We start from the raw sequence: 26,070 nt of genomic DNA on the forward strand, positions 1-26,070 counted from the left end.
TCCCGTCCGTCAGGAGCCGCCCCCGCTCGACGGACCGAAGAACTCGATCTCGGCGATGGCCACTTGCTTCTTCCCGGAGATCCCGTAGGCCGACTCGACGGTGAAGCGGACGGCGACGACCTTGCCGACCGGGAAGGCGCGGCGCTGGGCGCCCGCCCCCTGGTCGAGGGTCAGTTGACGCTCGGTCTTCTTGCCGTCGGCCGTGGTGATCTCGGCCTCGATCCGGTGCGGGAGCGCCGACTGGCCGAGCTGGTCGGGACGGGTGGAGACCCCCGGGGTGATCAGCACGTCCAGCAGCCGGGTCGGCTCGTCGAACCGCGCCTCCAGCCACTGGCCCTCGCCGGACTGGCTCACCCCCGGCCCCCACCAGGTGTTGTTCAGCTTGTCGAACGCCAGCTCGGGCTTGTGCCCCGGGTAGGACCGGGACGCGGTGACGCGGTCGGGCGAGACCGGGGCCCGCTTGGCGAAGTGGTCCTTGGCCGCCTGGACGCCCCGCGGGATGTTCACGGCGAGCACGATCAGCAGGGTCAGCACGATCGCCGCGCCCACCCAGGTCAGTATCCGGTCGAAGGTACGGCGCAGCCGGGGCCGGTCCCCCGCCCACGGGATCTCGCCGGTGCGGTAGGCGAGGAGCCGCCGCCACCAGGGCAGTCGGCCGGGGGTGCGCTCCTCGCCGGCCATGGGCATCGCGCAGCGGGTGCAGTAGTGCCGGTCGGGCCGGTTGGCCGTCGCGCACCAGGGGCACGGGATGCCGCCGACGGCGCCGGTGTCGACACCGGGCGCCCGGACGGACTGGGGGCGCGCGGCGACCGGGCGGCCGGGCAGCACCGGCGCGACGGTCGGTGCCTGGCGGGGCTCCGGGTCGTTGACCGGGACGAGGAGACGCCGGGCACGCTCGGCCTCGGACTCCGGTTCCGGGGCGGCGGGGACCGGTGCGGTGGGGGCGGTGTCGGTCGTGGCGGGGGTGTGGACAGCTGCCCTCGGGTCGGGCGCGGGGGCGGCCGGGAGCGGGGCCGGGTTCGCGGTGCTGTAGGGCGCGGGGTGGGTCGTGGGACTCCCGGACGTGAGCGGGATCGTGGCGCCGTTCGCGGACGCGTCGCCGTGCGCCGAATCCTGGCGGGTGGCCGCGCCGACCGGTTCGTGGGAGTCGCCCGCGGCCAGCGCGTCCAGGCGCAGGGACAGGGCGTCGAGGCGGGCCGCCGGGTCCTCGTCGGCCGACCTGGCCTGTGTCTGCGGGCGGTTGGCGTGCGGGAGGCCAGCGCCGCCGGACGGGGAGAAGGCGTCACGGCCCGGCTCGCCGCCGGCGGCCGGGGCTCCGCCGGCCGCCTCGGCGCGCTCGGCAGGGGCTCCGGTGCGGGCGCCCGCGCGGTCCGTCCAGCTCAGGACGGCACCGCAGGCGTCGCAGAACGACTGGCCCGGTTCCGCGCGGGTTCCGCATTCGGCGCAGCTCTGGGTGGTCGTCATCTCTCGGGGTTCCTTTCGGCGGGTACGGCGGCGGTGACCTGCACCGTGTACGGCATGTGGGCGGGGCGGGCGGCCGCCACGAGGGCGTCCAGGCGGTGCGTGTCCAGGGTGGTCGGCGCGGGCAGTCGCAGTTGGACGTGGAGCCGGGGGGTGCGTTCGCCGGGTACCGGGCCGAGCGGGCGGGCGCTCCAGTCGGCGGCGCCGCTCTCGGTGATCTCCGGTTCGGCACCGAACGCGAGCCGGACGGCCTCGGCCAGTCCGCGCCGGGTGCCGCGGATGCGGTGCAGATACGTGGCAGCCGCCACGGCGGCCCGCAACCGCGCCTCCGGCTCGGTCCCGTCGGTCTCGGCGCCGACCCAACTCCCCAGCCACTGAACGAAGTCGAGCGGTGCGAGCGACGGCCGGAAGTAGGTGTCCAGGCAGTCCAGCACACTCAGGATCGGCGCCACGACCTCGTCGAGCCCGGCGACGAACCGCTGAGCGAGGTCGTCGTCGGCGAACACGGCGGGCAGCATGGCGCCGATCGGCGCGGACGAGCCGAGCCCGTCCACTGATCCTCTCAACGCAAGCCTCCCCAGCAGGAGTCGAAGATGTTCACGCGCCGTCTCCGATCACGCGGACCCGGTGGTCGAAGGAGAACACCAGCGACGGCCGCTCCAGGTCGATCCGGTCGGTGGGGTCGCCGCGCTTGCCGGTGAGCGGGTCGGCCGGGTGCAGTACGACCTCGTCCACCAGCTCGACGCCGGGCACGCGCTGGAGCACCGCGAACACCTCCCCGGACTGCACGGGCCGCCCGAACGGCCAGCCCTTGCCGTCCGCTCCGCCGACGAGCGGGTCGAGATGGCGGTACAGCGCGTCGTGGGCCTGACGGCGCACCCGGTCGGTGTCGACGCCCCGGAACGCGTGGACCGTGGCGACGACGGTGACGCCCTGGTAGAACGGCGGGCCGACCGCCAACCGGGTTCCGATCAGCCGCCGTTCGTCGAGATGCCGGGTGATGCGGTCCAACAGGGCGTCCCCGGGCACCAGTTGCTCGAAGCGCAGCCGTCCACCGGGGTCGGGCACGGCCTGCGGGACGACCAACACCCGTACCGCGTAGGCCCCGTGCTCCTCCTCGTCGCCCTCCAGGCAGGTGATGCGCGCGGTCTCGGGGGCGGCCCGGCGGGAGAGTTCCTCGTAGTCCCGGAGGGTGACGGCGCGTTCCTGGGCGCGCAGGGTGATCGGCGCGCGGGTCTTGGCCTCCTGGACGGTCTCGCCGTCCACTCCCCCGCGTGCGGCCTCGCGGTTGACGACCTCGGAGACGTACGGGATGGAGCTGCGCAGGATCTGCACCGCGCCGCGTGCCACGTTGCCGGCCCGGCCGCCGCCGGTGCGGTAGCGGCGGGCACGGATCACCGCGCCCTTGGGGGCGACCATGCCGTACTGCCGCAGGGAGCCGTCGGGTTCGCGGACGGCCGGGCCGAAGGCGAGTTCGCCGGTGGCCGCGTCGAGGGTGATGTGGCGGTCGTCGGGGCCGGAGGCGGCGAAGTGCGGGACGACCTGCCAGTCCGTCCAGCCGTCGTGCTCGGCGGTCTGGAGGAGGAGGGGTACGGCGTCGCCGACGACCGGCGTGTGGGCGAGGCGGAGCCGCTGCCCGGGGAGGCCGGTGGACTCGCCGAGGGCCTCGTCGTGGACGGTGTCGGCGTGGACGACGGTGGTGGTGCCGCCGATGGTGAAGGCCTCGGCGGAGCGGACGGTCGGCGAGGTGGTGTAGAAGGGCTGGTCGGGGTGGGGCTCGGTGACGCGGCAGCGCAGCCAGCCCGCTTCCTGGCCGCCGTTGCGGGACAGGGTGTGGCCGGCGGGGACGTGCAGGACGACCGCGCCGGGCCGGTTGAGGCCGCCGGTGCCGTCGCGGTCCACCTCGCAGGCCTGCCAGCCGTCGGCGGTCCACGCCTCCCACACCAGGGGCGGCTGACGCGGGTCCACGCCGACTCCGTCGACACGGCTGTCGAGTTCGAGGGCGAGGGCGCAGTGCGGGACGGCGGCGGTGAGGCCGAACAGCATCGAGTCGCCGGGGTCGGGCGATTCGGCGAAGCACATGACGTGGTTGCCCTCGGCGAGGTCGTGGGTGCGGTCGACGACCTGCTTGCCCCGGTGCTGGACGACCAGATGCCTCAACGCGCTGGAGACGACGGTGAGTTCGCCTTCGGTGGCGAAGACGACCGCCTCCTCGCCCTCCGTGCGCATGGTCGCGACCTCGGTGCCCGACGGCACGTGGACCGCTTCCTCCTGGGGCGCCGACAGCCAGAACGTGACGTCGGTGCGGGCCGCGGACGGCGGGAAGAGCGTGATGCCGACCAGGTCGAGGAAGGCCAGGTGGTTCTTGTCCGGTACCCGGTTGAGGCGGTAGACGATCTGGTCGGCCATGTGGGCGACCGTCTCGACGAGGGTGACGCCGGGGTCGGAGACGTTGTGGTCGGTCCACTCCGGGGCGCGCTGCTGGATGTAGCGCTTGGCGTCGTCGACGAACTGCTGGAAGCGGCGGTCGTCGAGGTTCGGGGAGGGCAGGGCCATCGGTCAGTTGTCGCTTTCAGCAGCCGTGCCGGGCGTGCCGGAGGTGTCCGGCTCGTCGTGGGACGGGATGACGTAGAAGGGGAAGACGAGGCTGCGCGGGTTGTTGGTGCCGCGGATCGAGTAGCGGACGTCGATGTACAGCACGCTCTGTTCGGCGCCCGCGGTGACCTCGACGTCGTCGACCTCGATACGGGGTTCCCAGCGGTCGAGGCTGACGTGCACCTCGTGCTGGATGCGGCCCGCGGTCTGCTCGTTGACCGGCGCGAACACCAGGTCGTGGATCGCGCAGCCGAAGTCGGGCCGCATCGGCCGCTCGCCCGGTGCCGTGGACAGGACGAGCCGGATCGCCTCCTCGACCTCGCGCTCGCCGCTGACCAGTGCGATGCCGCCGGTCGGCCCGATGCGCAGCGGGAACGACCAGCCGGAGCCCACGAACTGTTCGGCCATCAGGCAACACCCGCCTTTTCTCCGCCCGTTGGGGCATGCACGTGCCGGCCCGCCGCGCTGCCCGTGTCCTGGTCCGTCGCGCGGCTCATGCCGGAATCACCATCGGGACCAGGCCGTTGAGCGTGACCACGCCCATGATCGGCACGGTCACGGCGCGAATGCCCACGTTGGCGATGGAGTTGATCTGCACGCTGGCGCCGCCGGTGAGCATCGCGTTGCCGAGCGCCTTCATGGTGAGGGCGCCCATCGCGTCCACCGTGACCGCGCCGGTGGTCGACTTGACGTTGACCAGCCCCCGGCCCTCGATGTTCAGCGGCCCGCCGCTCTTGATGGAGAGGCTGCGCCGGGCGGTGAGAGTGAGGTCGGTACCGGCCTCGACGGACACCGAGCGGCTGCCCTTGATGGTGACCTCGCCCTTGCTGTCCACGACGATCTCGGTGTTGGTGCGGTCCAGGGTGATGGTCAACTGCTTGTCCCCCGAGGCCAGTCGGACCCCCTGCTTGCGGCCGCCGGTCTTCTGGCTGAGCAGGTCCATCCGGTTGCCGTCCCGGTCGGAGACGGTGTGCCGGCTCGCCTTCTTCCGCACGGCGTCGTGCAACGGCACATCGCCCACCACGGTCGGCTTGTCCTTGCCGTTGTAGAGCCCGCCGATCACGAAGGGGTGGTCAAGTGCCCCGCGGTCGAAGGCGACCAGCACTTCGTCGTTGACGTCCATGGGGAAGATGCCGCCTCCGCCGAGCCCGCCCCACTGGACGGTTCGCGTCCAGTCGCTGACGTAGGTGTCGTCCAGCCACGGGAACTGCAGCCGCACCCGCCCCTGCTTCAGCGGGTCGTTGACGTCCGTGACAAGGGCGTTGGCGACACCGGGCAGCCGGGGCGCGGTCTCCGAGCCGCCCGAGGTGAGCCCGTACAGCGAACGCCACTGCCGTCCGCTGACCGTCACCCACGTCTCGTAGTGCTTGCCGTCACCGAACACGTGCCGTACGGAGGTGGCCGTGTACTTGCCCTCGAACGGCGTGCCGACATCCGCGAGCGCGACCGGAACTCCCGGGCGCAGCTTGGGATTTCCGCGGGCGACGACCTCCAGCTCGGCGAAGGAGGACGTCACATCGTCGGCGAGCGCGGCGGCGGCGAACTTCACCTCGGTCTGCTTGTCGTAGGGCGTGCCCGTCTCGACCAGCTTGGCCGTCTTGAACTTGCCGGCCGCGGCGCCCGGCGTGGTGCCGATGCCGATCGCCGGGTTCGAGTCGCCGGGCGAGGTGGCGGTGAGCTTCTTCTTCGTGGTGACGTCCCAGCCGCGCGCCTCGACGGTGCCGACCTGGTCCGCGGCGGTCACGGCGGCCCGCAGCCGCAGGATGTCGTGCCCGGCCTGGAGCACGAACGGGCTCTTGTCGCCGTCGGTCTCGGGCGAGGGAGCGCCGGAGGACGGCTTCGGCTCCACGAACTGGAACCTGCCGTCCGCGTCGACGGACATCACCATCTCGTTCTCGTCGGCGAGCCGGGCGAGGAAGTCCCAGTCCGACACGTTGGACTGGGAGATGAACTCGTAGACCGTCCGCGTCGAGGTGATGCTCCCGATCGGCACGCCGTCCTGGGCGGCCAGTTTGCGGGCGATGTCGGACGCGCTCTGGTTGCGGTAGGCGGCGACCCTGCGCTGGCGCAGCAGCCGGTGCCCGAGGTCGTAGCCGCGGACGACGGTGAAGGTGCCGGTGCCGTCGTAGTCGGCCTCAAGTCCCGTGACCTCACCGGTGAGCAGCGGATCGGAGGCGCCCTGTCCGTCGGCGACCGGCGCGATGACGACCTTCGTGCCGAAGGTGACGCCGAGCTTGCCGAGGAGCTGCCGGTAGGGGTCGCGGAAGGTGAGCCGGAACGCGGCCGGGACGCCGACGCCCTGGTCGACGTAGCTGTCGACGAGCGAACGGGCGTACTCCGAGGGGAGTTTGGCGCCGCCGATCTTCACCTCGACGATGTTGGAGAACGCGGACTTCACCATCAGGAACGCACCTCCTCGGCGGCGGGCAGCACGAGTTCGACACCGTTGGAGAGCTTGGTCGGGTCGTCGATGCCGTTGGCCTCGGCTATCGCGCGCCACGCGGACGAGTCGCCGTACTCCCGCCAGGCCAGCGACTGCAGCGAGTCCCCCGCCACCACCCGGTGGACGCGCTGCGCGGTGAGCGCGCCCGACGTCGGGTTCTGGCCCTTGGTGTTGCTCGGAATCTCGTGCAGTTGCAGCCGGCAGGTGGCGCGGATGGGCACGCCCGTGGTCCCGAAGAGGGAGTAGGCGGCTTCGACGGAGGAGACGTACGCAGTGAAGCGGGCCGTGGCGAACGACCCCCACTGGAACACCACCCACGGCGGTGAAGGCTGCTTGGCGGCAATGGACTTGGTGGTCACGTCGCAGCACGCGAGGAGCGACTCGACCTTCTTCAGCACCGAGCTGCTGGTCGGTTCGTCGGAGGAGTCGAGGAAGATCTCCACGCTCATCTGGCGGGGCTCCGATCCCATGAACTCCGGTAGGGAGCCGTCGCGTTCGATCTGCGCGGGGGTGGTCTTCCACTGCGCGCGGCGGGTGAGCGAGAGCTGCGCGGGGTTGAAGTCGAAGGCGAACGTCTTGATGAGTCCGCCCGGCGTGGTGCTGCCTCCCACCGGCGGCTCGTGAATGGCGAGACTGGCGCGGACAAGGCTCTTGCCGGCGCCCCTGCTGTTGCTGGCCATGGTCGGTCTCCGCCCCGCTCAGTCCGTGAATCCGTGGTGCGCGATCTCCAGGACCTCCGTGGCGACCGCCGGCCCCGCCGGGTCGAGGGAGGGCCCCTGCCAACTCACCGGCAGCACGTCGATCAGCCCCCAGTGCGCGACCTCCGAACCGTCCGCGCGCAGCGCCGCGATCTGCCCGGTGGGCCGTCTGATCCCGGTCTGCACGGAGGAGATCCACTTGGCGACCTTCGCGGTGTCCGGGGTCAGCGGGCGGGTCAGCCGGATGGTGGAGAAGGTGACACGGGTGGGGAGTTGCCACACGAAGCCGTTGTTGCCGCCCTCCTGCCGGTGCTCGACCTCCACCGTCGACGACAGCCCGTCGCACCCGTTGAAGTAGCCGAGGCTCTCGCCGTCGATGCTGAGGGTGAACCAGATGGTGGAGCCCGGGTCGAGGCGGGACATCGGAGGTGGGCCTTTCTCTCGTTGCGCGGAGGGGCTGAAGGGACGCGGTGCGGTTCCGGTTCCGGTCAGTGGCGGGGGTCGCGGAGCTTGCCGATCCGTTCGCGGTCCAGGCGCAGTTCCGTGCGGATCAGCCGGGTGATACGGCCGATGATCCGGTGCACGAGTTCGTCGAGCTGGAAGTCGGTGAGGTCACGGGGGTCGAACTGGCCCGCGGGGACGGCCTCGTAGCCGGGCGGGGGCGGGGTGCCGGGCGCGGACGCCGTCGGCGGGGAGTAGGGAGGGGGCGGGTCCGGAGGCGGGGTGGAGGTGGGAGGCGTGTACGGCGGGGGCGAGGTGGAGCGGTGGGTCGCGGGGGCGACGACCGTGGAGGGCGCGGAGACGGCCGGGGCTTTGGCGAAGGTGGGGAGGGAGTGGTTCAGGGGGGCGGGGTTCGTGGCGGGGGTGGCGTTGCGCTGGACCGTGGGGAGGGGGGACGTGGAGGAGTAGGTGCTGCGCTGGATGGTGGGGAGGGTCACGGGGGCCACGGGCAGAGTGGGGCTCGCCGATGGGGAGTTGGGGGTGGCGGGAGCGGCCTGGGTGGATGGGGTGGTCCGGACGGCGGGGGTGAGAGGCGCCGTACGGGGGTGACGTTGTACGGGGGCGAGGGGCGACCGGGTGGTGAGGGGTTGCGCTCGGGGTGGGGTGGGGCGCGGGAGCGAGGCGCTGGACGGGGGCACGGCAGCGGGCGGGGGCGTGGCATCGCCGGGAGTCGTGGCGGTGAGGGGCGTCGTCATCGCGGGGGCGGTCTGTGCCGTGGGAGTGGCGGGGCCTGTGGCGGTTCGGGGCGTGCCTGGTGGGTGCGCGGTGGTCGGGTACGGGGTGAGCGGAAGCGCGGTCGTGGCGTGAACGGCGTGTGTGGGAACGGCTGTTGGGAGCGCGGAGGAGCGCTGCACCGTGGACGGCGGTGAGGTGGGCGGGTACGCGGCGGACAGAGGCTCGGTGGATCGCTGAACCGTGGCTGGGGGCGCGTTGAACCGTTCCGCCGTGGCCGGCGAACCGGTCGGCTGGTGCTCGTTGGCCGGGAGCGTGGTGGTCGGGTGGGTGGCCTGCGGCTCAGCCAGGGCGGGGCCGGCGCCGGGCCGTTCCACCGTGACCGAGGGCGCGGCGGGCCGATGTTCGTCGGCCGGGCGCGCGGCGGACGGCTGCGAGGTGGACCGGTGCGCGGCAGACCGTTGCACAGGGGCGGGGAGCGCCGTGGACGCCTGCTCGGTGGCCAGGTCGGTGACAGGCGGCTGCGCTGCGGTCGAGGGCAGGGCCGAGCGTTGCACCGCGGTCGGCGACACGGCGGGCGGGCGCGTGACAGGCGACTCGGCCGTGGCGGGGCGGGTGGTGGACCGTTCCATCGTGACCGAGGGCGCGACGGGCGCGTGCTCGGTGGCCGGACGCTCGGCAGGAGGCTGAACCGTGGCCGGGCGGACGCTGGGCCGTCCCTCCGTCGCCGACCGGGCGGCGGGACGGTGTCCCTCAGCCGTGTGCACGGCGGACGGTTGCGCCGCGGACCGTTGCACCGCGGCGGCTCGGTGCTCGGGCCCGGTGGCAGGGGTCGCGGCGGGAGGATGCCCGGTGGTCGGATACGCGGACGATGACGGAACCGTGGGCGGGGTCGCCGCAGACCGTTGCACCGTCGTGGGCGACGCGGCGGGCAGGTGCTCGTCGGCCGGGTGGGTGGGCAGCGGCTGCGCGGTGGTCGGGTACGGGGCCGTCGGGTGCGCGGAGGTCGCGGGCGCACCCGGCGAGTACGGGGCGGCCGGGGGCGTGAGCGGGCTCGGCGAAGGCGCGCTGCGGGCGACGCTCCGTTGGATCGTCGGCGGCTCGCCCGGGACCGGGCTCGCACCCGGTTCCGTACGACGCCCAGCGCGGTCCGGCGGCGCCGAGGCACCGGCGAGGGGCCTCGCGTCCGCAGGCATCGCGGTGACCGGGGCGCCCAGGGGTGAACGGCGTCGGGCAGGGGGCGCCGGAGTCGGAGAGCCGGAGGCCTGCGAGGGCGTGGCCGGGGCGGATGTCGGCGCACCCGCTGCCTGACCGCTCGCTGCCCGCCCGCTCGCTGCCTGACCGCTCGCTGCCTGACCGCCCGCTGTCGGCGAGCCCGCTGTCGGCGCGGGGAGCGAACCGCCCTGCGGGGAAGCCGCGTTGGGCATGCCGCCCCGCGCGGAGGGCACCGGCGTGGAGGCCTGCCGCGTCTCGCCGGGGCGCGTGGTGAGGGGGGCACCGAGAGGTACGCGGGGCGGGCGTCGGGCGGCGCTGCGTTGGATCTGGGGTGCGGCAGGGGCCGTAGGAGCGGGGGTTGGGCTCTTCTGGGGGTCGGCGGTCCGGGTAGGGAGGTCCGGTGCGGCGGACTGCGACCGGGCCGCGCCGCTTTCACGGGAGGTGTCGGATGTCGTCGGCCGCGCGGGGACGGGATTCACCGTGGACGGCGACTCGGCCGACGGCTGCGCGGAGTGCGGCCTCGACGGCGTGCCGACCGCCCGCTGCACGCCGTCCGTCCTGTCACCGGAGACGGGAGGCTCGCCGCCCTGTACGCCGGGGCGGCTCTCCGGCTCGGGTGCGCCGGGAAGTGCGGGTGCGTAACTACCAGGTGCCGAAAGTGACTTCGGCACCGCCCGCTGTGTCGCGGGCTGAGCCGAAAGAGGCTGCGCTCGCCTCTCGTCGGTCACCGATCGCCGTTGTACGACCGGCCCGGCAGGCGGAGTTCCCGTGGAGCCATGCGTAACGCCCGTCAGCGGAGCACCGGCAGGGGCGACGGGCGACGGCGCGGCCGGAGGACCCTCACCGGCCCCCGCCGGCTCACCTTCCGCACGGTTCCCGTCAGTTGACGCGACCGTGGGTCCACCACTCGCGCCGCCACCCGCACCCTGCCCCGAACCACCCTGGGCAGCACCGGAGTTCGGCCGGGCGACGAGCCGCCGCTGCACCCCGGCGACAACGGAACCCGACCGTGTCAACGATCCCGATCCCGATCCAGACCCCGGCCTCGGCCGAGGCGGCTCCGACGTCACCGCGCTGACCCTGATCCCGGAAACGGGACCCACGGCACCAGCGGATTCGGCCGCATCGGCCGCTGGTACCGCCCCAGCACCCACAGGGCGCACCGCCCGCTGCACGACGGACCCGGAACCCCCGCGCCGCACGACCGGAGCCGACCCCGGCCCCGCACTCCCACTGGCCCGCAAGGGCACGACCGGCGCCTGCTGCGCGGTCAACGGCCGTCCGGCCACAGGGAGTTCGCCCGCAGGCAGCCCAAGGCTCGATACCGCGCGCGCCGGTGCCGCAGACGGCGGCGGCACGGACGAGCCCCCGATCCCGGCACTCCGTTCCGCGTCGAGCACCGAGCGGAACCCGGTCCCCGTGAACGACGGGTTCTGCCACGTGGGCAGCCGCGCGCCGAACCCGGAGTCGGCGACTCCGGTACCCCGCGCGGCGGAGGCACGCTGGATCGGCGGCAGCCCCGGCCAGGCGGCCACGGCCACCGCAGGCCCATCGGAACCGAAGCCGGAACCGCCGCCCGCGCCCGTGCCCGCACCGGCGCCGGCATCGACGTCCGCACCGGTGACGGACTCCTCGCCCGGCCAGGGTTCCCGCCCCTGCGCCCGTCCCCGCAACCGGTCCAAGAACCCCACGCGTCAGCCCTCCGCCCCGGCCCGCGTCACCAGGGACGCGATCTCGCCGGTGTAGCGGCGGCGGTCGTGGTGTTCGAGGTCCAGGATGTCCTCCAGGCTCCAGTGGAAGTGGTAGGCGACGTACGCGATCTCCTCGTGCAGCCGGTCGGTCGCGTACGTCACGATTCCCCCAGGCGGCTCCCGCCGAGCTCCACTTCGAAGGGCTCCGCGCAGTGCGGGCACTGAACGGTCGCCCGGGTGTGGCCTTCCGCGTTGATCTGGCGGTAGAAGTCCTGGAGGAAGGCGAGGTCGGAGGCGAACATGTTCTCCACGATCCCGTCGTGGACCATGGGGACGGTGCCCAGCCGGGTGATCACCCGGCCGAGCAGCACCACCGACAGATACGCCGGGTTCTCCTGGACGCGGACGTCCCGCAGCGGCACCAACTCGTCGCGTGCGGTGGCCAGTCGCATCACACCGTCCTGGTGGACCGTTCCGGACTCGTCGACATAGCCGCGCGGCAGCTGGAAGGGGAACTCGGTCCGCAGCGTCTGCCGGACGGCCGGTGCGGGCGCCGCGGCGGCGGCCGGAGCCGGTACCGGACCGGCCCCCACCACGGCCGCCGTCTCCGCGCCCGCGCCGGTCGCGACCGCACCCGGCGGCACCGTCGCCGCAGCCCCCGAACGGCGCATTATTCGATGACCAGTTCTTCGAACACGATGGTCACGGACTCGGTGAGGGCGGCGGCCTCGCCGGCCTTCACCGTGCTCGCGTCGATCTTGCTGCACCAGGCGTTGCGCAGGTGGTAGCGCTTCACCGGGTTGTTCTGGAAGTCCATCATGATGATCGACGCGTTCTTGCGCGCGGTGGTCATCTGACCGGAGATCGACTCGTTGATCCACTGGGTGAACGAGGCGGACTGGGTCATGCCGCGGACCACCGTGCAGGTGCCGTTCTTCTTCACGCCCGGCAGGTTCTTGACCACGTTCTGGCCGTTGGGGGTGTTCTGCTGGTAGGTGATGACGTCCTGCTCGATGCTGAGGCCGCTGACCTCCGCGAGGTACTCGACCATCACGCCGTCGATCTGCAGGCCGAAATTGTGTGAGGTGAGGGCGTCACCCGGCTGGAGACTCATGAATTCGCTGTCCTTCTAGGGGTGGTGAAGACGACCTGGGGAGATGACGACCGGGAGCCGCGGCGGGCTCTGGCCCGTCTACTCCTCCAGCTCCCCGCTGCCGCTGGAGAACTGGGCCAGCCGGAAGATCACGAACTCGGCCGGCTTGACCGGCGCGATGCCGATCTCGCAGACGACCCGGCCGACGTCGACCGACTCCGGCGGGTTGGTCTCCTCGTCGCACTTGACGTAGTACGCCTCCTCCGGCCGCTGGCCGAACAGGGCACCGCTGCGCCACTCGTTGACCAGGAAGGCCGAGATGTTGCGCCGGATCCGGGCCCACAGGGCGTGGTCGTTCGGCTCGAACACCACCCACTGGGTGCCGATCAGGATCGACTCCTCCAGGTAGTTGAAGTACCGGCGGATGTTGAGGTAGCGCCAGGCCGGGTCGGAGGACATGGTGCGGGCGCCCCAGACGCGGATGCCGCGGCCCGGGAAGGCGCGGATGCAGTTGACGCCGATGGGGTTGAGCAGGTCCTGCTCGCCGCGGGTGATCTGGGTCTCCAGGTCGACCGCGCCGCGTACGACCTCGTTGGCGGGCGCCTTGTGCACGCCGCGCTCGGAGTCGTTGCGGGCCCAGACGCCGGCGATGTGGCCGCTCGGCGGAATCAGCCGGGACTGTCCGCTGGACGGGTCGAAGGTCTTGATCCACGGGTAGTACAGGGCCGCGTACTTGGAGTCGTAGCCGGCCGTGTCCTGCCGCCAGCCGCGGATCTGCTGGGCGTTCAGGCTCGGCGGCGGGTCGATGACGGCGACCCGGTCGCCCATCAGCTCGCAGTGCGCGATCAGGCCGAGCTGGACCGCCTTGACGGCCTCCAGGTCGATCGCGCCGCGCTGGTAGGCGGCCATCAGGTCGGGCACCGCGACCATGGAGATCTCGTCGACGGCCTCCAGGCCGCCGAAGCCGGTGCGGTCGGCGGAGTCGCCGAGGTAGGTGGCCGGGCCGGGATGTGACGCGGTGTCATCTCCCTTGCCGGGTACGGCGGGTGCGGCCGGGGCGGCGGCGGGCGCGGTGAGGGCGACCGTCTGGTTCTCCGGGCGGGCCAACTGCGCGGCGGGCGCGGTCTCGGCCACGGAGATGAGCTTGGAGCGCTCCTTGACCTGGGTGACGACGTAGTTGCGGCCGCCCTTCTTGGCGGTCACGTCGAAGCTCTCGACGTCCTTGCCGGCGTCCTTGACGACCAGGCGGAACCGTTCGGCCGGTCCCTCGCCCTCGGCGTCGGTCACCTCGACGCTCAGGTCGCCGGGCGCCAGGGCGGTCACGGCGAACGTGCCGAGCTGGGCCGGCTCGCCCGCGGTCAGCGCGGCCGGCGGGGCCGAACCGGTCACCGCGGAGGGGGACTTGGTCTCCCCTGCGGTGCCTTCGCCGGTGCCGCCGACGCGGACGACGTAGGCGGCCGAACCGCCGTTGTTGAAGAAGCCGTAGACCGAGTGGGCGAGGTAGTAGCCGTCGGTGAACTCACCGAAGGCAGCGACGTACTGCGTCCAGTTGGTCACCAGGGTCGGCTCGTTCAGCGGGCCGGTCGGGGCCAGGCCCACGAAGGCCGCCACCGAGGTGCCCACCCCCTCGATCGGGCGCGAGCCGCTGGCCACCTCCTCGACATAGACGCCGGGCGACAGGTAGGACGGCATGCTCTGCTCTCCTCGGGGTACGAGACAGGATGCCCTCAAGCGTCACGCGCGCGACCCGGCCGCCGAAACGTCCCCGAGTGCCTGCCTTGGGGCAACTTTCTTGCCCTCAGGGGCAGTCCGGCGCCCGGAAGGGGCGGCACGCTGCGGCGGACGCCGTCGTCGCGGGGCAGGTGCGGGTTTGGCGGGCGGCCCTTTTGGGCAACCGCTCTTGCCCCGGCGACTCCTGACGCACCCTCACCATGCGTCGTAGCGTCGGCCCATGAGTCTGTGGACCTCCCTGGAGCCCGCGTCCGCGACCGTCGATCCCGGTGGCAGTACCCGTGTGCGGCTGCGGCTGCGCAACACCGGCGACGTCGTGGACGAGTACCGCTTCGAGCCGGTCGGGGGCATCGCGCCCTGGACCGCCGTGGAGCCGCAGACGCTGCGGCTCTATCCGGGTACGACGGGCACGGTCGACCTGACGTTCACGCCGCCGCGCACCCCGGACGCGACGGCGGGCCCGAACCCGTACGCCGTGCGGATCACGCCGACCGAGCACCCGGAGGCGGTCACCGTCCCCGAGGGCAATCTGACCATCACCCCGTTCACGGAGGTGCGGGCGGAGCTGGTGCCGCCGACGGTCAAGGGGCGTTTCCGGGGCCGGCCGCAGCTCGCCGTGGACAACCTCGGCAACACCAGGCTGACGGCGTCGATCACCGGCAGCGACAACGGCGACCAGCTGTCGTACGACATCCATCCGGGCAATGTGCAGATCGAGCCGGGCCGGGCGGCGTTCGTCAAGGCGTCGCTGAAGCCGCGGAAGATCATCTGGTTCGGGCCGAAGGAGCAGCGGCCGTACACGCTGAACGTGCTGCGGTCCGGAGCCAACCCCCTTCCGGTGGAGGGGACTTACCTCCAGCGCGGGTTCCTGCCGCGCTGGCTGGCGACCTTCCTCGGTGTCTTCACCGCGCTCGCCCTCACCTTCCTCATGCTGTGGATCGCGTACAAGCCGCAGGTGCGGACGACCGCCACCGAGCAGCTGAAGGACGCGGGGGTCAGCACGCTCGCGCCCGCTCCCTCCCCGACGGCCAGCGTGCCGCCGCCGCCCGTCGCGACGGCCGCCGCTCCCCCGCCGGCGGCCGAGACCTCGACGGCCGCCGCGGTGGGCGGCGGCGGAGGCGGTGGTTCGGAGGAGTCCGCCAAGCCCAAGCCCAAACCGGCGACGGCGGCGACCGCGGTACGGAAGCTGGCCGCGAAGGACGCGGGGCGGCACATCTGCTATCGCGCGTTCATCGCGGGCGACGGCTGGACGGACGCGGTGTGCGACGGGGCCGCGACCGGCACGGTCGACGACGCGAAGAAGATCACGGCCCTGAACATCGCGGTGTCGGGTTCCCTCGGCTCGGCCGCCAACGCCTTCATCCACAACCCCGACTCGACCGACGGCAACGGCCACTGGGAACCGCAGTGGTCGGCGATCATCGCCGACAGCAAGGACAACTACGTCGGCAGCTCGAAGAAGGACGCCCCGTACATGACGGGCTTCGCCATCAACATCGGCAGCGGCCAGGTCTGCGAGACGGCCCGCAACACCGGCTGGGACTGGGGCGGTCAGGGGTGCACGGACGCGCGCCCCAAGTTCATCTTCGGCGGCACGCTCGACAACTCCCGCTGGCTGGTGGCCGTCAAGTTCACGGTGTAGCCCGCCGGGGCGGCTACCAGGTGCCCTCGCCCGGCACCAGCCGCCCCGCCTTGCGGTATTCGCGGCGGGCCCCTTCGAGGAGGTCCGCCGCGCCGACCGTGTCCCCGCGCCCGGCGGCGAGGTAGGCGGCGGTGACCACGGCGCTGCGGATGGACCCTCCGGCCAGCTCGAACTGGTCGGCCAGCGGCGCCAGTTCGAGGTCCGATGCGCTCGGCACATGGGTCAGACCGTGCCGCCACAGGGCGAGCCGCTGGACCGGGTCGGGGAACGGGAAGTCGACGACGAGGTCGAGGCGGCGGGTGAACGCCTCGTCGATGTTGGCGCGCAGGTTGGTGGTGAGCAGCGCGATCCCGTCGAAGGACTCCAGCCGTTGGAGCAGATAGGCACTCTCCATGTTGGCGTACCGGTCGTGCGCGTCCTTGACCTCGGACCGTTTGCCGAAGACGGCGTCGGCCTCGTCGAAGAGGAGCACGGCGTCGGTGCGGTCGGCCTCCGTGAAGATCCGTTCGAGGTTCTTCTCGGTCTCGCCGACGTACTTGTCGACGATCGACGACAGCTGGACCACGTAGAGATCCAGGCCGAGTTCGGCCGCGACGACCTCCGCCGACAGCGTCTTGCCGGTGCCGGACTCCCCCGCGAACAGACCGAGCACGCCACGCCCCCGGCCGCCGCCCGCGCTGAGCCGCCAGTCGCCGAGGACCCGGTCGCGGTGCCGGGCGCGCAGGGCGAGTTCGTGCAGCTGGGCGAGGGAGCGGTCGGGCAGGACGAGGTCGCGCCAGTCGACGGCGGGCCGGATCCGCCGGGCGTGCTGTTCGAGCCCCGACGCCGACTGCTGCCGTGCGGCGAGCCGCAGATGGGCGGCGGTCAGCGGGGTCCCGTCGAACTGGGCGAGCCCCCTGGCCGCACGGGCGGCGCGGGCGATCCGGTCGGCGCCGAGGTGGTAGGGCGCGACGGTGGCCTGGACGTCGAAGCCGCTCTGCTCGCCGACGGCGTCCGTCCAGGCCCGCACCGCCGCGGCCCGCTGCCGGGGCGCCTCCAGGATCAGCGGATCGCTCTCGCACCACTGCGGGTCGTACGGTCGTGCACCGGTGATCAGCACGGTGACGTCCGCGGCATCGGTCAACGCCGCCACCAGCGGGCCCGGTTGGTCGGCCAGACCGCTCACGACGACGGCGCGGCCGGTGAGCCGGGCCTCGCGCAGCAGCTCCGGCACCCGCTCCACGGGCCCGGAGTAGCGGACGGCGGCCACCCCCGCCGCGTGCAGCGCGGCGGCCACGCACACGAGCCCGTCGCCCTCGTGACGTTCCCTCAGGTAGACGGTGCGGGTGGCGCCTTCGCCGAGCAGCGCGCCGAGCCGGTCCACGAATCCGGCGAACTCCGGGTCGCCGGGCGTCTCTTGTCCGTCGTACGGCTCGCCGGGCGCGGGCAGCGGGTGGAGGTGCCCGGTGAGGGCCGTGTCCGGGGCGTCGTCGCCGAGGAGGTGGGCCACGACCCGGTCGGGCACGCGCAACGAGCGGCTGAGGAAGGGGCGTTCGGGTTCCTCGACGGTGAGCAGTCCGAGGGCGGACAGCGGGGCCGCCGGGAGGAACCTGGCCCGGCCGTCGGCCCGGTGGGCCGGTACGCCGCACAGGTCCAGGGCGAGTCCTACGGTGGCGCGGCGGCGGCTGACGTCGTCGTTGAGGTAGCCGTAGAGGGGCTCGAAGGTGCGGTCCAGGTCGGGGGCGAGGGCGACGAGGAGAAGGGCGGTGTCGAGGTCGGTCAGCCGGAGGGCGGCGAGCCGGTCGGCCGGGCCGTGCCCCGACTCCGGTGCGGGCACGGGGAGTTCGGTCGTGCGCAGGAGCAGGTGCCGTACCGCCTCTTCCGGGAGGTAGAGGCCGCGCATCGGGTCGCCGGCCGTGGGGTCGGTGGCCGACCGCCCGTCGACGAGCAGGGCGACGCGCTCGCGGAGGCGGCCCAGGCGGGCGAGGAGGGCGTCGGTCTCCGGCTCCACGGCGAGGCCCACGGTGTTCCTCGCCTCGTCCGTGACGGTCATGTCGGCGTCCCCGGAGTCCTCTTGCGCCGGGCGGCCTCGCGCGACCGCCGTACCGCCGCGACCTGCCGGGGGCGGTGGGTGCGCTCCTCCGGTGCCGGTTCGGTGCCGTCGAAGCCGCCGAGCCGGACGGCGGCGCCCTCGGTGACGGGCGGGCCTGCGTCGTATTCGGGGTAGGCCGGGAAGGGGGCGGTGACCACGAGGTCGAGGGACGGCTTGAGTTCGCCGCCGAGGGCGGACCAGATCTCCGCGAGGGAGCGTGACTCGGTCTGGATGCCGGCCACCGAGATCGGCACCGTCAGGCCCAGCTCACCGAGTGAGCCGGGGAGTTCGGCGGGGGCGAGCAGTTCGCGCGGGATGAGGGTGGCCAACACGGCGGACAGCAGCCGGTGTTCGTCCTGCGGCCGTTTCGTCCATGCCGTCACCAGGTACGACAGCCGGAACCAGCGCGGCGGCTGGCGGCGCTTGACGATCACGTCCCGCTCGTCGCGTACGGCGAGATGACCGCGCTGGCGCCGGGCCACGTCCTCCCGGATGTCGTACAAGTAGGTGTTGATCGTGGGGGTGTTGCGGCGGGCGGCCCAGTCGCGGGTCGGGGCGTCGAAGGAGACCTCGATGCCCGAACCGGTCAGTGCGCCACCGCCGATCAGGTCCTTGAGGACCTCGTCCACCTCGTGGATCACCGCCGAACTCCCGCCCTGCCGTGCTGTCGTGCCCCGCGGTACGCGTCGGGGCCCGGTACGCCCCTGTGGGCCGTCCCCCGATCGTCCCGTCCGAACCGCCGTTCTCCGCAAGCGTTTTGGGGACGGACGCGGGGCACGACATGCTGCCCGCGCGTCCTCCTTCGAGTGCCCGTTCGGTCAGATGTAGCCTTCCCGAAGGGCATGCGCCACGGCATGCGCCCGGTTGCGCAGGTGAAGGCGTGTGGTCAGTCCGTGCATGACGTTTTTGACGGTGCGTTCGGAATACGAGAGCTTGCTGGCTATCTCTCCGGTGTCCAGCCCCTCGGCGACCAGCCGCAGGACGTCCACCTCGCGCGGCGCGAGCCCCGAGGGGTGGATTCCGGACCGGCCCGCCGCGCTGCGATGCAGTGTCCCGACCTGTTCGACGAGCCGTCCGATGAGGTCGGCGGGAAGGTCGCCGTCACCACGCGCGGCGGCGACCACGGCCTGCACCAGCCGCGGTGCGGTCGCCTCCCCGCGCCACACGATGGCGCTGACCCCGCACTCGATCACATCGAGCAACTCGGCCTCGCGCAGCGCCCCGACGACGAGCACGGCCCGCCCGCCCTCGCTGCGCACCAGGCGGCGCAGCCGGGTGAGCGCGGTCTCGTCGAGGGTGTCGGCGATGAACAGGGCGACTCTGCCGGGGCCGGTGTCGCTCTCCTCGCGAAGGTCGATCTCCGGGTATCTGCGCAGCTGGCTGAGGGCTCCCTCGCGGGAGATCGGGTCCGGGGCGTGCACCGCCACGGGTATCCGGTCGGCGGGGTCCCCCGTACCTGGGTGTGCGGGCCGCGATGAGCTGAGCAACGTTCTCCCTCGAATCCACATCCAACTACATGCCGCCCCGGCCGCGCTGGTGGCGGCCGTGTACTCCTCACCCTCACGGGGCGGACGGGGTGCGCGCAATCGTGGAGCACCACGAGCAGCACCACGAGATCGGACGTACGGCGGACCACGCGGAGTGAGCGGTGGGAACGGCGGAAGCGATCGGCACGACGGAAGCGATCGGCACGACGGGCACGACGGGTACGACGCAGACGAGGGGACCACGATGACGGGGACGAGGTCGGACGCCGCCATGTCCGCGCTGCCGCCAGAACACCGCGACGCGGCACGGGTGTTGGCGGTGGAGGCGGCGTGGGCCAGGGCCGGTGCCGGGCGGCTCGTGCTGCTGCGCGGGGCCACCGGGACGGGTCGTACCACGGTGCTGGAGGCGGCCGTCGCGGATGCCCGGGCGCACGGCATGCGGGTGCTGCGGGCGCGCTGTTCGCCGCGGGACCGGGGGGCGCCGTACGCGACCGTGCTGCAACTGATGGCGCCGTTACCGGAGTTCACGGAGGAGTCGTTCGCGGGGGACGACCGGGCGGGTGCCGCGCTGTTCCGGCGGGTGCTGCACGCGTACGCCGACCGGGCGCCGCTGCTGATTGCGGTGGACGACGTCCATCTCGCGGACCCGGCCTCGCACCGCTGGCTGGTCGAGTCCGCCCGGCACGTCGACCGATTACGGATCCTGCTGGTCGCCACGGAGCGCAGCCAGTACGACGTCGATCCCCCGGCCCCGGGCCTGACCCACACCCTGTCCCCCGCCCTCGTCCGCACCCTCACCCTGGCCCCGCTGACCGCGAACTCCGCCGCCGAGCTGGTGCGTTCGGCGCACGCCGACGCCTCCGCGTCCTGGGTCGACGACTGCGTACGGGCGGGCGCGGGCAATCCGTCGCTTCTCCGGGCCCTGCTCGACGACCTCGGCGCCGGCCGGCATCCGACCGTACCGACGACGTCGGCCGCGCTGTACCCGGGCGCGTATCCGGCCGCCGTGTCCTGGTGGCTGGACAGCGCGGGCCCCGGCACGGGTGAGGTCGCGCGGGCGCTGGCCACGCTGGACGAGGGCTGGGACGGGGACGCCCCGAGAGAGCTGCCGACCGGCGCCGCCGCCCCCGACGTGACCCGACCCTCCGATGAACTGGCCTCCCTGCTGGCAGAGTTGGCGGGCGCCGACCCGGCGCGGGTGACCGGCTGGCTCACCGCGATGACCGGACTCGGGGTACTGCGCCCCGACCTCGACGGACGCCCGCGCTACGCACACCCCCTCCTGCGCGACGCGTTCCTCACCGGCGTACCCGCGGCCAGGCGGCGGGCCACGCACACGGCGGCGGCCGAGACGATGCACCGGCACGGCGCCTCACCCGACACGGTCGCCCGGCAGTTGCTGCTGTCCGACCCCGTGGGCGCGGCCTGGACGTCGAGCGCGCTCCAGGAGGCCGCCTCGCTCGCGCTGCGCGACGGCCGTACGGACGACGCGGCCGTCTTCCTGCGGCGCGCCCTGCGGGAGCCGCTGACGGACGCCCACAGGCAGCGCCTGCTGACCGAACTGGGCTCCCTGGAGTACAAGGCGCACGCGACCTCGGCCGGAATCCCCCGCCTGAGCGAGGCGTTACGGCTGCCGGGCGCGCCGCAGGACACGGTGCGCGCGGCCGTCGCGCTCGGTACGGCACTGGCCGGCCGGGGCAGGACCCTGGCCGCCGTGGACGTACTGCGCACGGTGGAGGACGAGTTGACGGACCGTCCGCAGCTGATCCGTACGCTCCAGACCGCGTCGGTGCTGCTGTCCGAGCAGGACCCGTCGGTCCGCAAGGAGGTGTACCGGTGGCTGTGCGACGCCGCCGAGCACGCGCCGGAGCTGGTCGGTACGGCCGGTCACGCGCTGGTCGTACGGCACGAGGCGACGGCCGGGCTGATCTCGGCCGCGGAGGCGATGGGACGGCTGCGGGCGCTGCTGGCCCAGCCCGCCGACCCGCAGAGCGAGCCGTTCCTGCTCGGTACGGCCGCCGCGGTCGCCCAGTGGGCCGACGAACTCCCCGAAGCGGAGCGGCTGGTGGAGTCCGGCCTGGTCGGTCAGCGGCCGGACCTGCTGCATCCGATGCACGAGGCGCTGGCCAACGTACGGGCCGACATCCTGGCCGCCCGGGGCGAGCACGCGCGGCTGCTGGCGGAGCCGTGGGGGCGGGACCCGGAGCGCTCCGTGCCCTCCAACCGGCAGGCCCACATGGTGCTTTCGCTCGTGGCGACCGGCGAGGAGGCGCGCGCCGTGCGGTTCGCGGACGGTCTCGATCTGCGGTCGGCGCCCGAGTCCTGGGAGTTGAACCGTTTTCTCCACGCGCGGGGGGTGGCGCGTGCCGCGACCGGCGACACGGCGGGCGCGCTGCACGACTTCCTGGAGTGCGGGCGCCGCCAGTCGGCCCGTGAGGTGGTCAGTCCGATCGTCACCCCGTGGCGGACGGCCGCCGCCGAGTGCCGTCTGGCCCTGGGCCGCCCCCAGGAGGCCATCGCCCTGGCGGAGGAGGAGCTGCGGCTGGCCCGGGTGTGGAACACGCCCCGCACGGTGGGCCGTTCGCTGCGCGTGCTGGCCGAGGCGACCGGCGGCAGGCGCGGCCTGGAGCTGGCGGAGGAGGCCGTACGGCTGCTGCGGGGCGGGGCGGCGGGGACGGAGGCCGAGTTGGTGTCGGCGTTGATCGCGCAGGGGCGGGGGCTGACCGCGGTCGGGGACCGGGGGCGGGCCAGGACCTGTCTGCGGGAGGCGGCCGAGCGGGCCGAGCGGCTGGGGGCGGCGCGCCAATGGGCCCTGGCGGAGGAGGCGTTGGGCGAGAGCGGTGCCCGGCGGACGGCATCGGCGCGCACCGGGTCGCGGTCGCTGACGAGCAGTGAGCGGCGGATCGCGGAGCTGGCCGCCGAGGGGCGGACGAACACCGAGATAGCGGATCTGCTGCACCTGGCGCGGCGCACGGTGGAGACCCATCTCACCAGTTCCTACCGGAAGTTGGGCATCCAGCGGCGGGGCGAGCTGTCCGGGGTGCTGGGGCGTACGGGCGGGAAGTGACCTTCGCGTGGCGGGCATTGACCCCGTCCGCCACGCGACGACGGCCGCCGCCACGTCCTGTGCGTGGCGGCGGCCGTCGGCTACTTCTTCCGCGTACTGGCCGTCGGCTTGGGCTCGGTGCCCTCCGCGCGGACCGTGCTGTGGCCCTTCTTGGGCACGTGGCGCGGCACGACGTCCTGGGGGAAGGTGAGTTGCTGGTTCATCCACTTCAGGGTCGCGGGCATCTCCCGTACCCAGGTGGGGAAGTTGTGGCTGCCGGACTCGGGCAGGATCGACGCGACGCGCATCGGGGCCTTGACGGCCTTGATGAAGGCGACGGTCTGCGGGTAGCCGCGCTCGCCGTGCTTGCTGTCGGCGACCAGGACGGAGACCTGGGGCGCGGGCAGGTGCTTCAGCCGCCACATCAGGTCATGCCCGTTGACCCGGTTCACACGGCCGAGTCCGCTGCCGAAGAGGTTGCCGGTGGTGGGGTCGTCCTTGATCTTGTAGTCGGGCGAGAGCGCCCCGGCCGTCGTGTACACGTGCGGGTTGCGCATCGTGAGCTGGAGGGCGCAGGTGCCGCCGGAGGAGTACCCCATGACGCCCCAGGCACTGGCGTCGTGGCCCACGCGGTAGACGGACTTGAGGGCCTGCGGGAGGTCCTTGGCGAGGAAGGTCTCGGTCTGCGGGCCGCCCGGGACGTTCACGCACTCGGTGTCGCGCGGCGGGGCGATCGTCGGCCGGATCATCACCATGATGGTCGGCTGCATCTGTCCGCTCTTCTGCAGCTGCCCGGCGGTCTGCGACACCCGCAGGTACTGCGCGAGGTTGAAGATGCTGCCCGGGTAGCCGCTGAGCGCGACGACGACGGGGAAGCGCTGGCGGGCGTAGGCCTTCTGGAAGTACTGCGGCGGGAGGTAGACGAACGCCGGGTCGACCACGCCCGTGCGGCGCCCTATGACCTTGACGGACTCCACCTTGCCGTTCACCGCGGGGTTGCCGCTGGGCAGTCCGCTGACCCGGCTCAGCTGCTCGTCGCCCGCGGGCTGCACCAGGGCGCCCTTCACGGCGACGGCCGCGGTGCCCGCGCCGTTGTGGTCGGCGGCCTGGGTCACGCCCACCGGGGCTGTGTCGACGTTGCCGAACAGCTCGCCCCACGATCCGAAGAACTGGTACGAGGAGTTCAGCCAGCACGCGAAGGCCGCGATGATGGTGACCTGCGTCACTCCAATGGCCGCGAGCCGCCCGAGCACATGCCGCACGCCCGGACTGGCGAGCCGCGGCCACACCCAGACCAGCAGCGCCACGCAGACGGCAGCCACGGCCGCCACCACATAAACGGTAGTCTCGCTGGTCAAACCCATGCCACTCAGTCCCCGGTTTCTTGCCTGTGCTGTTTCCTTCACACAGAAGGAGGGCTACGGACCCTTCTGCGTTCCTCAACGAGCACGAATAGGACAAAGAAGCGGGTCCGTGCGGGTTTCCACGGACGGGCTCATACGAGGTTTACGACCGCCCGTCGGCTGTCGGCCGGGGCGTCCGTCCCGCACGCGTGAGATCGCCCCACGCCTCGTCGCCGGGCCCGGCCCCACCCTGCCCGGCAGGTTTCGCGGCGGCCGGACCCCGCCCCGCGGTCCGGCCCGGGGAGGGGCGCCAACTCGGCCGACGGGCACGGCAGATCGGCCGGAAACGGCCGCCTCCCCCGGGTGTTCCCCGGGGTGTTCCCCGCGGGGTGTGGATCAGCCCGCCGACTGGAACGCCCGGCCGGCCGGCGTCGTCGTCGTACCGTCCGTGAACAGGCCGCTGCTCGGCTTGGCCGGGTCGGCGCCCAGCCCGAACCACGCGTAGCGCTGCACGTACGGCAGCCCGTCGAGCGCCTTGGTGGACGCGGTGACGAAGTCGGCCTGCTGTTGCGCGGACGGGAAGCGGGTCCCCTGGGAGAAGTCGATCAGCGCGTACTCGGTGAGCCAGATCGGCTTGTGATAGCGGTCGTGGACGGCGGCCAGGTACGACTTCAGCTGCTCGACGGCCTGCGGGGTGCGGAAGTCGCCGCCGTACCAGTGCAGCGTGACGAAGTCGACCCGGTACCCCTTGGCCTGCGCCCCGGACATGAACCGGTCCAGCCAGCCGCCCGCCGTGTCCCCGCCGTAGGCGACCGCCGGGCTGCCGAGGACCTTGCCCGCCGCCATGAGCCGGGGCCACAGCCCGAGCGCCTGCTCGACGGTCATGTTGGACTGCTGCGCCATGTCCGGCTCGTTGAACCCCAGCAGATACGGCCCGTACGACCGCGCCTGCGCGAGCGAGGCGTCGGTGACGGACGACGCACCCCAGATCATCGGCACGAACGACCCCGACGACGGTGTGGTGACGCCGGAGTGCTGCGTGGACCACGTGTAGTACCAGCTCGCCCCGCTCGCGGCCAGCGCCTGGCTGACCCCGCCGAACGACCACACCCCGACGCCCTTCTTGGCACCCGTGGCGATGTGCGCGGGGGCCGCGGCGGTGTGCTGGGACGGAGAGGGGCTCGGCTTGGCCTTCGGGGTCGGGGACGCGCTCGGCGGGACCGAAGGGCTGGGAGTGGGACTCGGGGCGGCGCTCGCCACCGGCGCGTGCGACGCGGCGGCGGAGGACGACACGGAGGGGGAGGCGACAGCCGCCGTGGAGGAGGAACCGCCGGTCAGCCGCGGGGCGACCAGCGCCGCCACCACGGCGACGGCGACCGCGGCCGAACCGCCGACGACCTGCTTTCCGACCTGGCCGGAGCGGCGGCCGTGCCGGCGACGCGCGGACCGTGCGGGCGCCGCTGTGTGCTCGGCGGGCGCGGCCGAACCCCCGTGTCCCGTCACGAAGTCGAGCACCCGGGCCGGATCGAGCCCGCCGGGCAGCGCCACCAGCGGGAGCCCGCTCAGCAGCCGGTCCATCGGGAGCAGGCCCTCGTCCATCCCCTCGCACACCGCGCAGCCGCGGATGTGACGGGCGAACCGCTTGCGCCACAGGGCACTCGGGGTTCCGTCCCAGGCGGCGGCCGTCTCGTCCAGCTCCGCGCAGCGCGGGACGGCGACCAGCGCCCGCACCACGACCCGCGAGACCTCCATCTGCTTCTTCATCCGCTGCACACGGACCGAGGCGTGCCGGTCCGAGAGCCCCAACGCACCGGCCAGCTCGGCGCGTTCGAGTTCGCCGGTCTCCTCCAGCCACCACAGGGACAGCAGTTCCCGGTCGTCGGGGTCGAGCCAGCGCGTGGCCTCGGCGACCTCGCGGCGCTGCTCGGTCAACCCCAGCCGCAGGATGGTCAGTCCGGCGAAGTCGAGCGCGGGATCGGTGATCGCCTCGGCGTCCTCCAGGTGCGCCCTGCGGTCGCGGTCGGCGGCCCGTATCTGCTCGCGGTCCCGTACCTGCCGGATGGTGATGGCCACCAGCCACGACCGGAACGCGGCCGGATCCCGCAGCTTCGGCAGTCCCCGCACCATGCGCAACAGCGTCTCCTGTACGACGTCATCGACGTCGGCGTGACCGTTCAGGGCCCGGCCGACGATGTTGTAGACCAGCGGCAGGCACTGCGTCACCAGGTGGTCCAGGGCCTGCCGGTCACCCGCGCACGCGGCCGTCACCACGCCCGAATCGGGTCCGCTTCTGGGCTTCTTGGGCATCTGGTCGTTCCTCCGCGTGTGGTCGGGCCGTGCTGTGTCCCTGATTCGGAGACCGCCGACGCGCGCGAGGACTA

At 73.0% G+C, this 26,070-nt stretch carries 20 protein-coding genes; 3 read left to right on the forward strand and 17 right to left on the reverse strand.

Annotated features, from left to right (window positions below):
• Positions 1–9 precede the first annotated feature (9 nt).
• From ACIPTO_RS04400 to ACIPTO_RS04435, 8 genes are all read right to left on the reverse strand, one after another.
• Positions 10–1,464 (reverse strand): NADase-type glycan-binding domain-containing protein, encoded by a 1,455-nt coding sequence (locus tag ACIPTO_RS04400; protein WP_401189392.1) that lies wholly within the window; start codon positions 1,462–1,464, stop codon positions 10–12.
• On the reverse strand, positions 1,461–2,027 hold the full coding sequence (locus ACIPTO_RS04405) for a phage tail protein (protein WP_366312251.1): 567 nt from the start codon (positions 2,025–2,027) through the stop codon (positions 1,461–1,463). The genes ACIPTO_RS04400 and ACIPTO_RS04405 overlap by 4 nt, the downstream gene beginning before the upstream one ends.
• Positions 2,028–2,058: 31 nt before the next feature.
• Complete coding sequence (locus tag ACIPTO_RS04410; protein ID WP_366312253.1) at positions 2,059–4,017, reverse strand: putative baseplate assembly protein; 1,959 nt, start codon at positions 4,015–4,017, stop codon at positions 2,059–2,061.
• A 3-nt stretch (positions 4,018–4,020) separates the two neighbouring features.
• A complete protein-coding gene (locus ACIPTO_RS04415; RefSeq protein ID WP_366312255.1) occupies positions 4,021–4,464 on the reverse strand; it encodes a GPW/gp25 family protein in 444 nt (147 codons plus the stop codon).
• Positions 4,465–4,549: 85 nt separating this feature from the next.
• On the reverse strand, positions 4,550–6,457 hold the full coding sequence (locus ACIPTO_RS04420) for a VgrG-related protein (protein WP_401189395.1): 1,908 nt from the start codon (positions 6,455–6,457) through the stop codon (positions 4,550–4,552).
• Positions 6,457–7,179 (reverse strand): peptidase M23, encoded by a 723-nt coding sequence (locus ACIPTO_RS04425; protein WP_401189397.1) that lies wholly within the window; start codon positions 7,177–7,179, stop codon positions 6,457–6,459. Before ACIPTO_RS04425 ends, ACIPTO_RS04420 begins: the two co-directional genes overlap by 1 nt.
• A gap of 18 nt (positions 7,180–7,197) precedes the next feature.
• Complete coding sequence (locus ACIPTO_RS04430; RefSeq protein WP_366312260.1) at positions 7,198–7,620, reverse strand: phage tail protein; 423 nt, start codon at positions 7,618–7,620, stop codon at positions 7,198–7,200.
• Positions 7,621–7,685: 65 nt separating this feature from the next.
• Complete coding sequence (locus ACIPTO_RS04435; protein ID WP_401189399.1) at positions 7,686–8,144, reverse strand: extensin; 459 nt, start codon at positions 8,142–8,144, stop codon at positions 7,686–7,688.
• 1,078 nt (positions 8,145–9,222) lie between these two features.
• On the opposite strand from ACIPTO_RS04435, the gene ACIPTO_RS04440 reads away from it, so the two are divergent.
• Positions 9,223–9,681 carry a hypothetical protein gene (locus ACIPTO_RS04440; protein ID WP_401189401.1) on the forward strand — a complete coding sequence of 153 codons (459 nt, stop codon included), beginning with the start codon at positions 9,223–9,225 and terminating at the stop codon, positions 9,679–9,681.
• A 1,598-nt stretch (positions 9,682–11,279) separates the two neighbouring features.
• Here the strand turns inward: ACIPTO_RS04440 and ACIPTO_RS04445 are convergent.
• The 4 genes from ACIPTO_RS04445 to ACIPTO_RS04460 form a co-directional block, all read right to left on the reverse strand.
• Positions 11,280–11,438, reverse strand: coding sequence for a DUF6760 family protein (locus ACIPTO_RS04445; protein WP_200716683.1), 159 nt, complete (start codon positions 11,436–11,438; stop codon positions 11,280–11,282).
• Entirely contained in the window at positions 11,435–11,947 is a 513-nt protein-coding gene (locus ACIPTO_RS04450; RefSeq protein WP_366312266.1) for a hypothetical protein, read from the reverse strand. Before ACIPTO_RS04450 ends, ACIPTO_RS04445 begins: the two co-directional genes overlap by 4 nt.
• Complete coding sequence (locus tag ACIPTO_RS04455) at positions 11,947–12,390, reverse strand: phage tail protein (protein ID WP_266773613.1); 444 nt, start codon at positions 12,388–12,390, stop codon at positions 11,947–11,949. Before ACIPTO_RS04455 ends, ACIPTO_RS04450 begins: the two co-directional genes overlap by 1 nt.
• 78 nt (positions 12,391–12,468) lie before the next feature.
• Positions 12,469–14,061 (reverse strand): phage tail sheath family protein, encoded by a 1,593-nt coding sequence (locus ACIPTO_RS04460; protein ID WP_401189404.1) that lies wholly within the window; start codon positions 14,059–14,061, stop codon positions 12,469–12,471.
• A gap of 259 nt (positions 14,062–14,320) precedes the next feature.
• On the opposite strand from ACIPTO_RS04460, the gene ACIPTO_RS04465 reads away from it, so the two are divergent.
• Entirely contained in the window at positions 14,321–15,742 is a 1,422-nt protein-coding gene (locus ACIPTO_RS04465) for a hydrolase (protein WP_366312271.1), read from the forward strand.
• Positions 15,743–15,755: 13 nt separating this feature from the next.
• Here ACIPTO_RS04465 and ACIPTO_RS04470 read toward each other — a convergent pair whose 3' ends face one another.
• From ACIPTO_RS04470 to ACIPTO_RS04480, 3 genes are all read right to left on the reverse strand, one after another.
• Positions 15,756–17,774: an ATP-binding protein gene (locus tag ACIPTO_RS04470; protein ID WP_401189405.1), complete on the reverse strand. Its 2,019-nt coding sequence runs from the start codon at positions 17,772–17,774 to the stop codon at positions 15,756–15,758.
• Positions 17,771–18,454, reverse strand: a complete 684-nt coding sequence (locus ACIPTO_RS04475) for a DUF4255 domain-containing protein (RefSeq protein WP_366312275.1) — start codon at positions 18,452–18,454, stop codon at positions 17,771–17,773. The genes ACIPTO_RS04470 and ACIPTO_RS04475 overlap by 4 nt, the downstream gene beginning before the upstream one ends.
• Before the next feature lie 177 nt (positions 18,455–18,631).
• Positions 18,632–19,300, reverse strand: a complete 669-nt coding sequence (locus ACIPTO_RS04480; RefSeq protein WP_401189406.1) for a LuxR C-terminal-related transcriptional regulator — start codon at positions 19,298–19,300, stop codon at positions 18,632–18,634.
• Between the two features lie 271 nt (positions 19,301–19,571).
• Here ACIPTO_RS04480 and ACIPTO_RS04485 point away from each other — a divergent pair, with 271 nt between their 5' ends.
• Complete coding sequence (locus tag ACIPTO_RS04485) at positions 19,572–22,367, forward strand: LuxR C-terminal-related transcriptional regulator (protein WP_401189705.1); 2,796 nt, start codon at positions 19,572–19,574, stop codon at positions 22,365–22,367.
• Between the two features lie 80 nt (positions 22,368–22,447).
• Here ACIPTO_RS04485 and ACIPTO_RS04490 read toward each other — a convergent pair whose 3' ends face one another.
• Complete coding sequence (locus tag ACIPTO_RS04490; protein ID WP_366312280.1) at positions 22,448–23,710, reverse strand: alpha/beta hydrolase-fold protein; 1,263 nt, start codon at positions 23,708–23,710, stop codon at positions 22,448–22,450.
• A gap of 375 nt (positions 23,711–24,085) precedes the next feature.
• Positions 24,086–25,996 (reverse strand): sigma-70 family RNA polymerase sigma factor, encoded by a 1,911-nt coding sequence (locus ACIPTO_RS04495; RefSeq protein WP_401189408.1) that lies wholly within the window; start codon positions 25,994–25,996, stop codon positions 24,086–24,088.
• Positions 25,997–26,070: the final 74 nt, after the last annotated feature.

The sequence above is a fragment of the Streptomyces sp. NPDC090083 genome (assembly GCF_044747445.1).
In the GTDB taxonomy this organism is placed as follows: Bacteria; Actinomycetota; Actinomycetes; order Streptomycetales; family Streptomycetaceae; genus Streptomyces.

Bases quoted from the DNA above. Each gene is read 5' to 3' on its own strand.
- ACIPTO_RS04430 (WP_366312260.1), bottom strand. From the start codon at position 7,620: ATGTCCCGCCTCGACCCGGGCTCCACCATCTGGTTCACCCTCAGCATC.
- ACIPTO_RS04495 (WP_401189408.1), bottom strand. From the start codon at position 25,996: ATGCCCAAGAAGCCCAGAAGCGGACCCGATTCGGGCGTGGTGACGGCC.
- ACIPTO_RS04460 (WP_401189404.1), bottom strand. From the start codon at position 14,061: ATGCCGTCCTACCTGTCGCCCGGCGTCTATGTCGAGGAGGTGGCCAGC.
- ACIPTO_RS04415 (WP_366312255.1), bottom strand. From the start codon at position 4,464: ATGGCCGAACAGTTCGTGGGCTCCGGCTGGTCGTTCCCGCTGCGCATC.
- ACIPTO_RS04450 (WP_366312266.1), bottom strand. From the start codon at position 11,947: ATGCGCCGTTCGGGGGCTGCGGCGACGGTGCCGCCGGGTGCGGTCGCG.
- ACIPTO_RS04410 (WP_366312253.1), bottom strand. From the start codon at position 4,017: ATGGCCCTGCCCTCCCCGAACCTCGACGACCGCCGCTTCCAGCAGTTC.
- ACIPTO_RS04485 (WP_401189705.1), top strand. From the start codon at position 19,572: ATGTCCGCGCTGCCGCCAGAACACCGCGACGCGGCACGGGTGTTGGCG.
- ACIPTO_RS04420 (WP_401189395.1), bottom strand. From the start codon at position 6,457: ATGGTGAAGTCCGCGTTCTCCAACATCGTCGAGGTGAAGATCGGCGGC.
- ACIPTO_RS04425 (WP_401189397.1), bottom strand. From the start codon at position 7,179: ATGGCCAGCAACAGCAGGGGCGCCGGCAAGAGCCTTGTCCGCGCCAGT.
- ACIPTO_RS04490 (WP_366312280.1), bottom strand. From the start codon at position 23,710: ATGGGTTTGACCAGCGAGACTACCGTTTATGTGGTGGCGGCCGTGGCT.
- ACIPTO_RS04455 (WP_266773613.1), bottom strand. From the start codon at position 12,390: ATGAGTCTCCAGCCGGGTGACGCCCTCACCTCACACAATTTCGGCCTG.
- ACIPTO_RS04470 (WP_401189405.1), bottom strand. From the start codon at position 17,774: ATGACCGTCACGGACGAGGCGAGGAACACCGTGGGCCTCGCCGTGGAG.
- ACIPTO_RS04400 (WP_401189392.1), bottom strand. From the start codon at position 1,464: ATGACGACCACCCAGAGCTGCGCCGAATGCGGAACCCGCGCGGAACCG.
- ACIPTO_RS04465 (WP_366312271.1), top strand. From the start codon at position 14,321: ATGAGTCTGTGGACCTCCCTGGAGCCCGCGTCCGCGACCGTCGATCCC.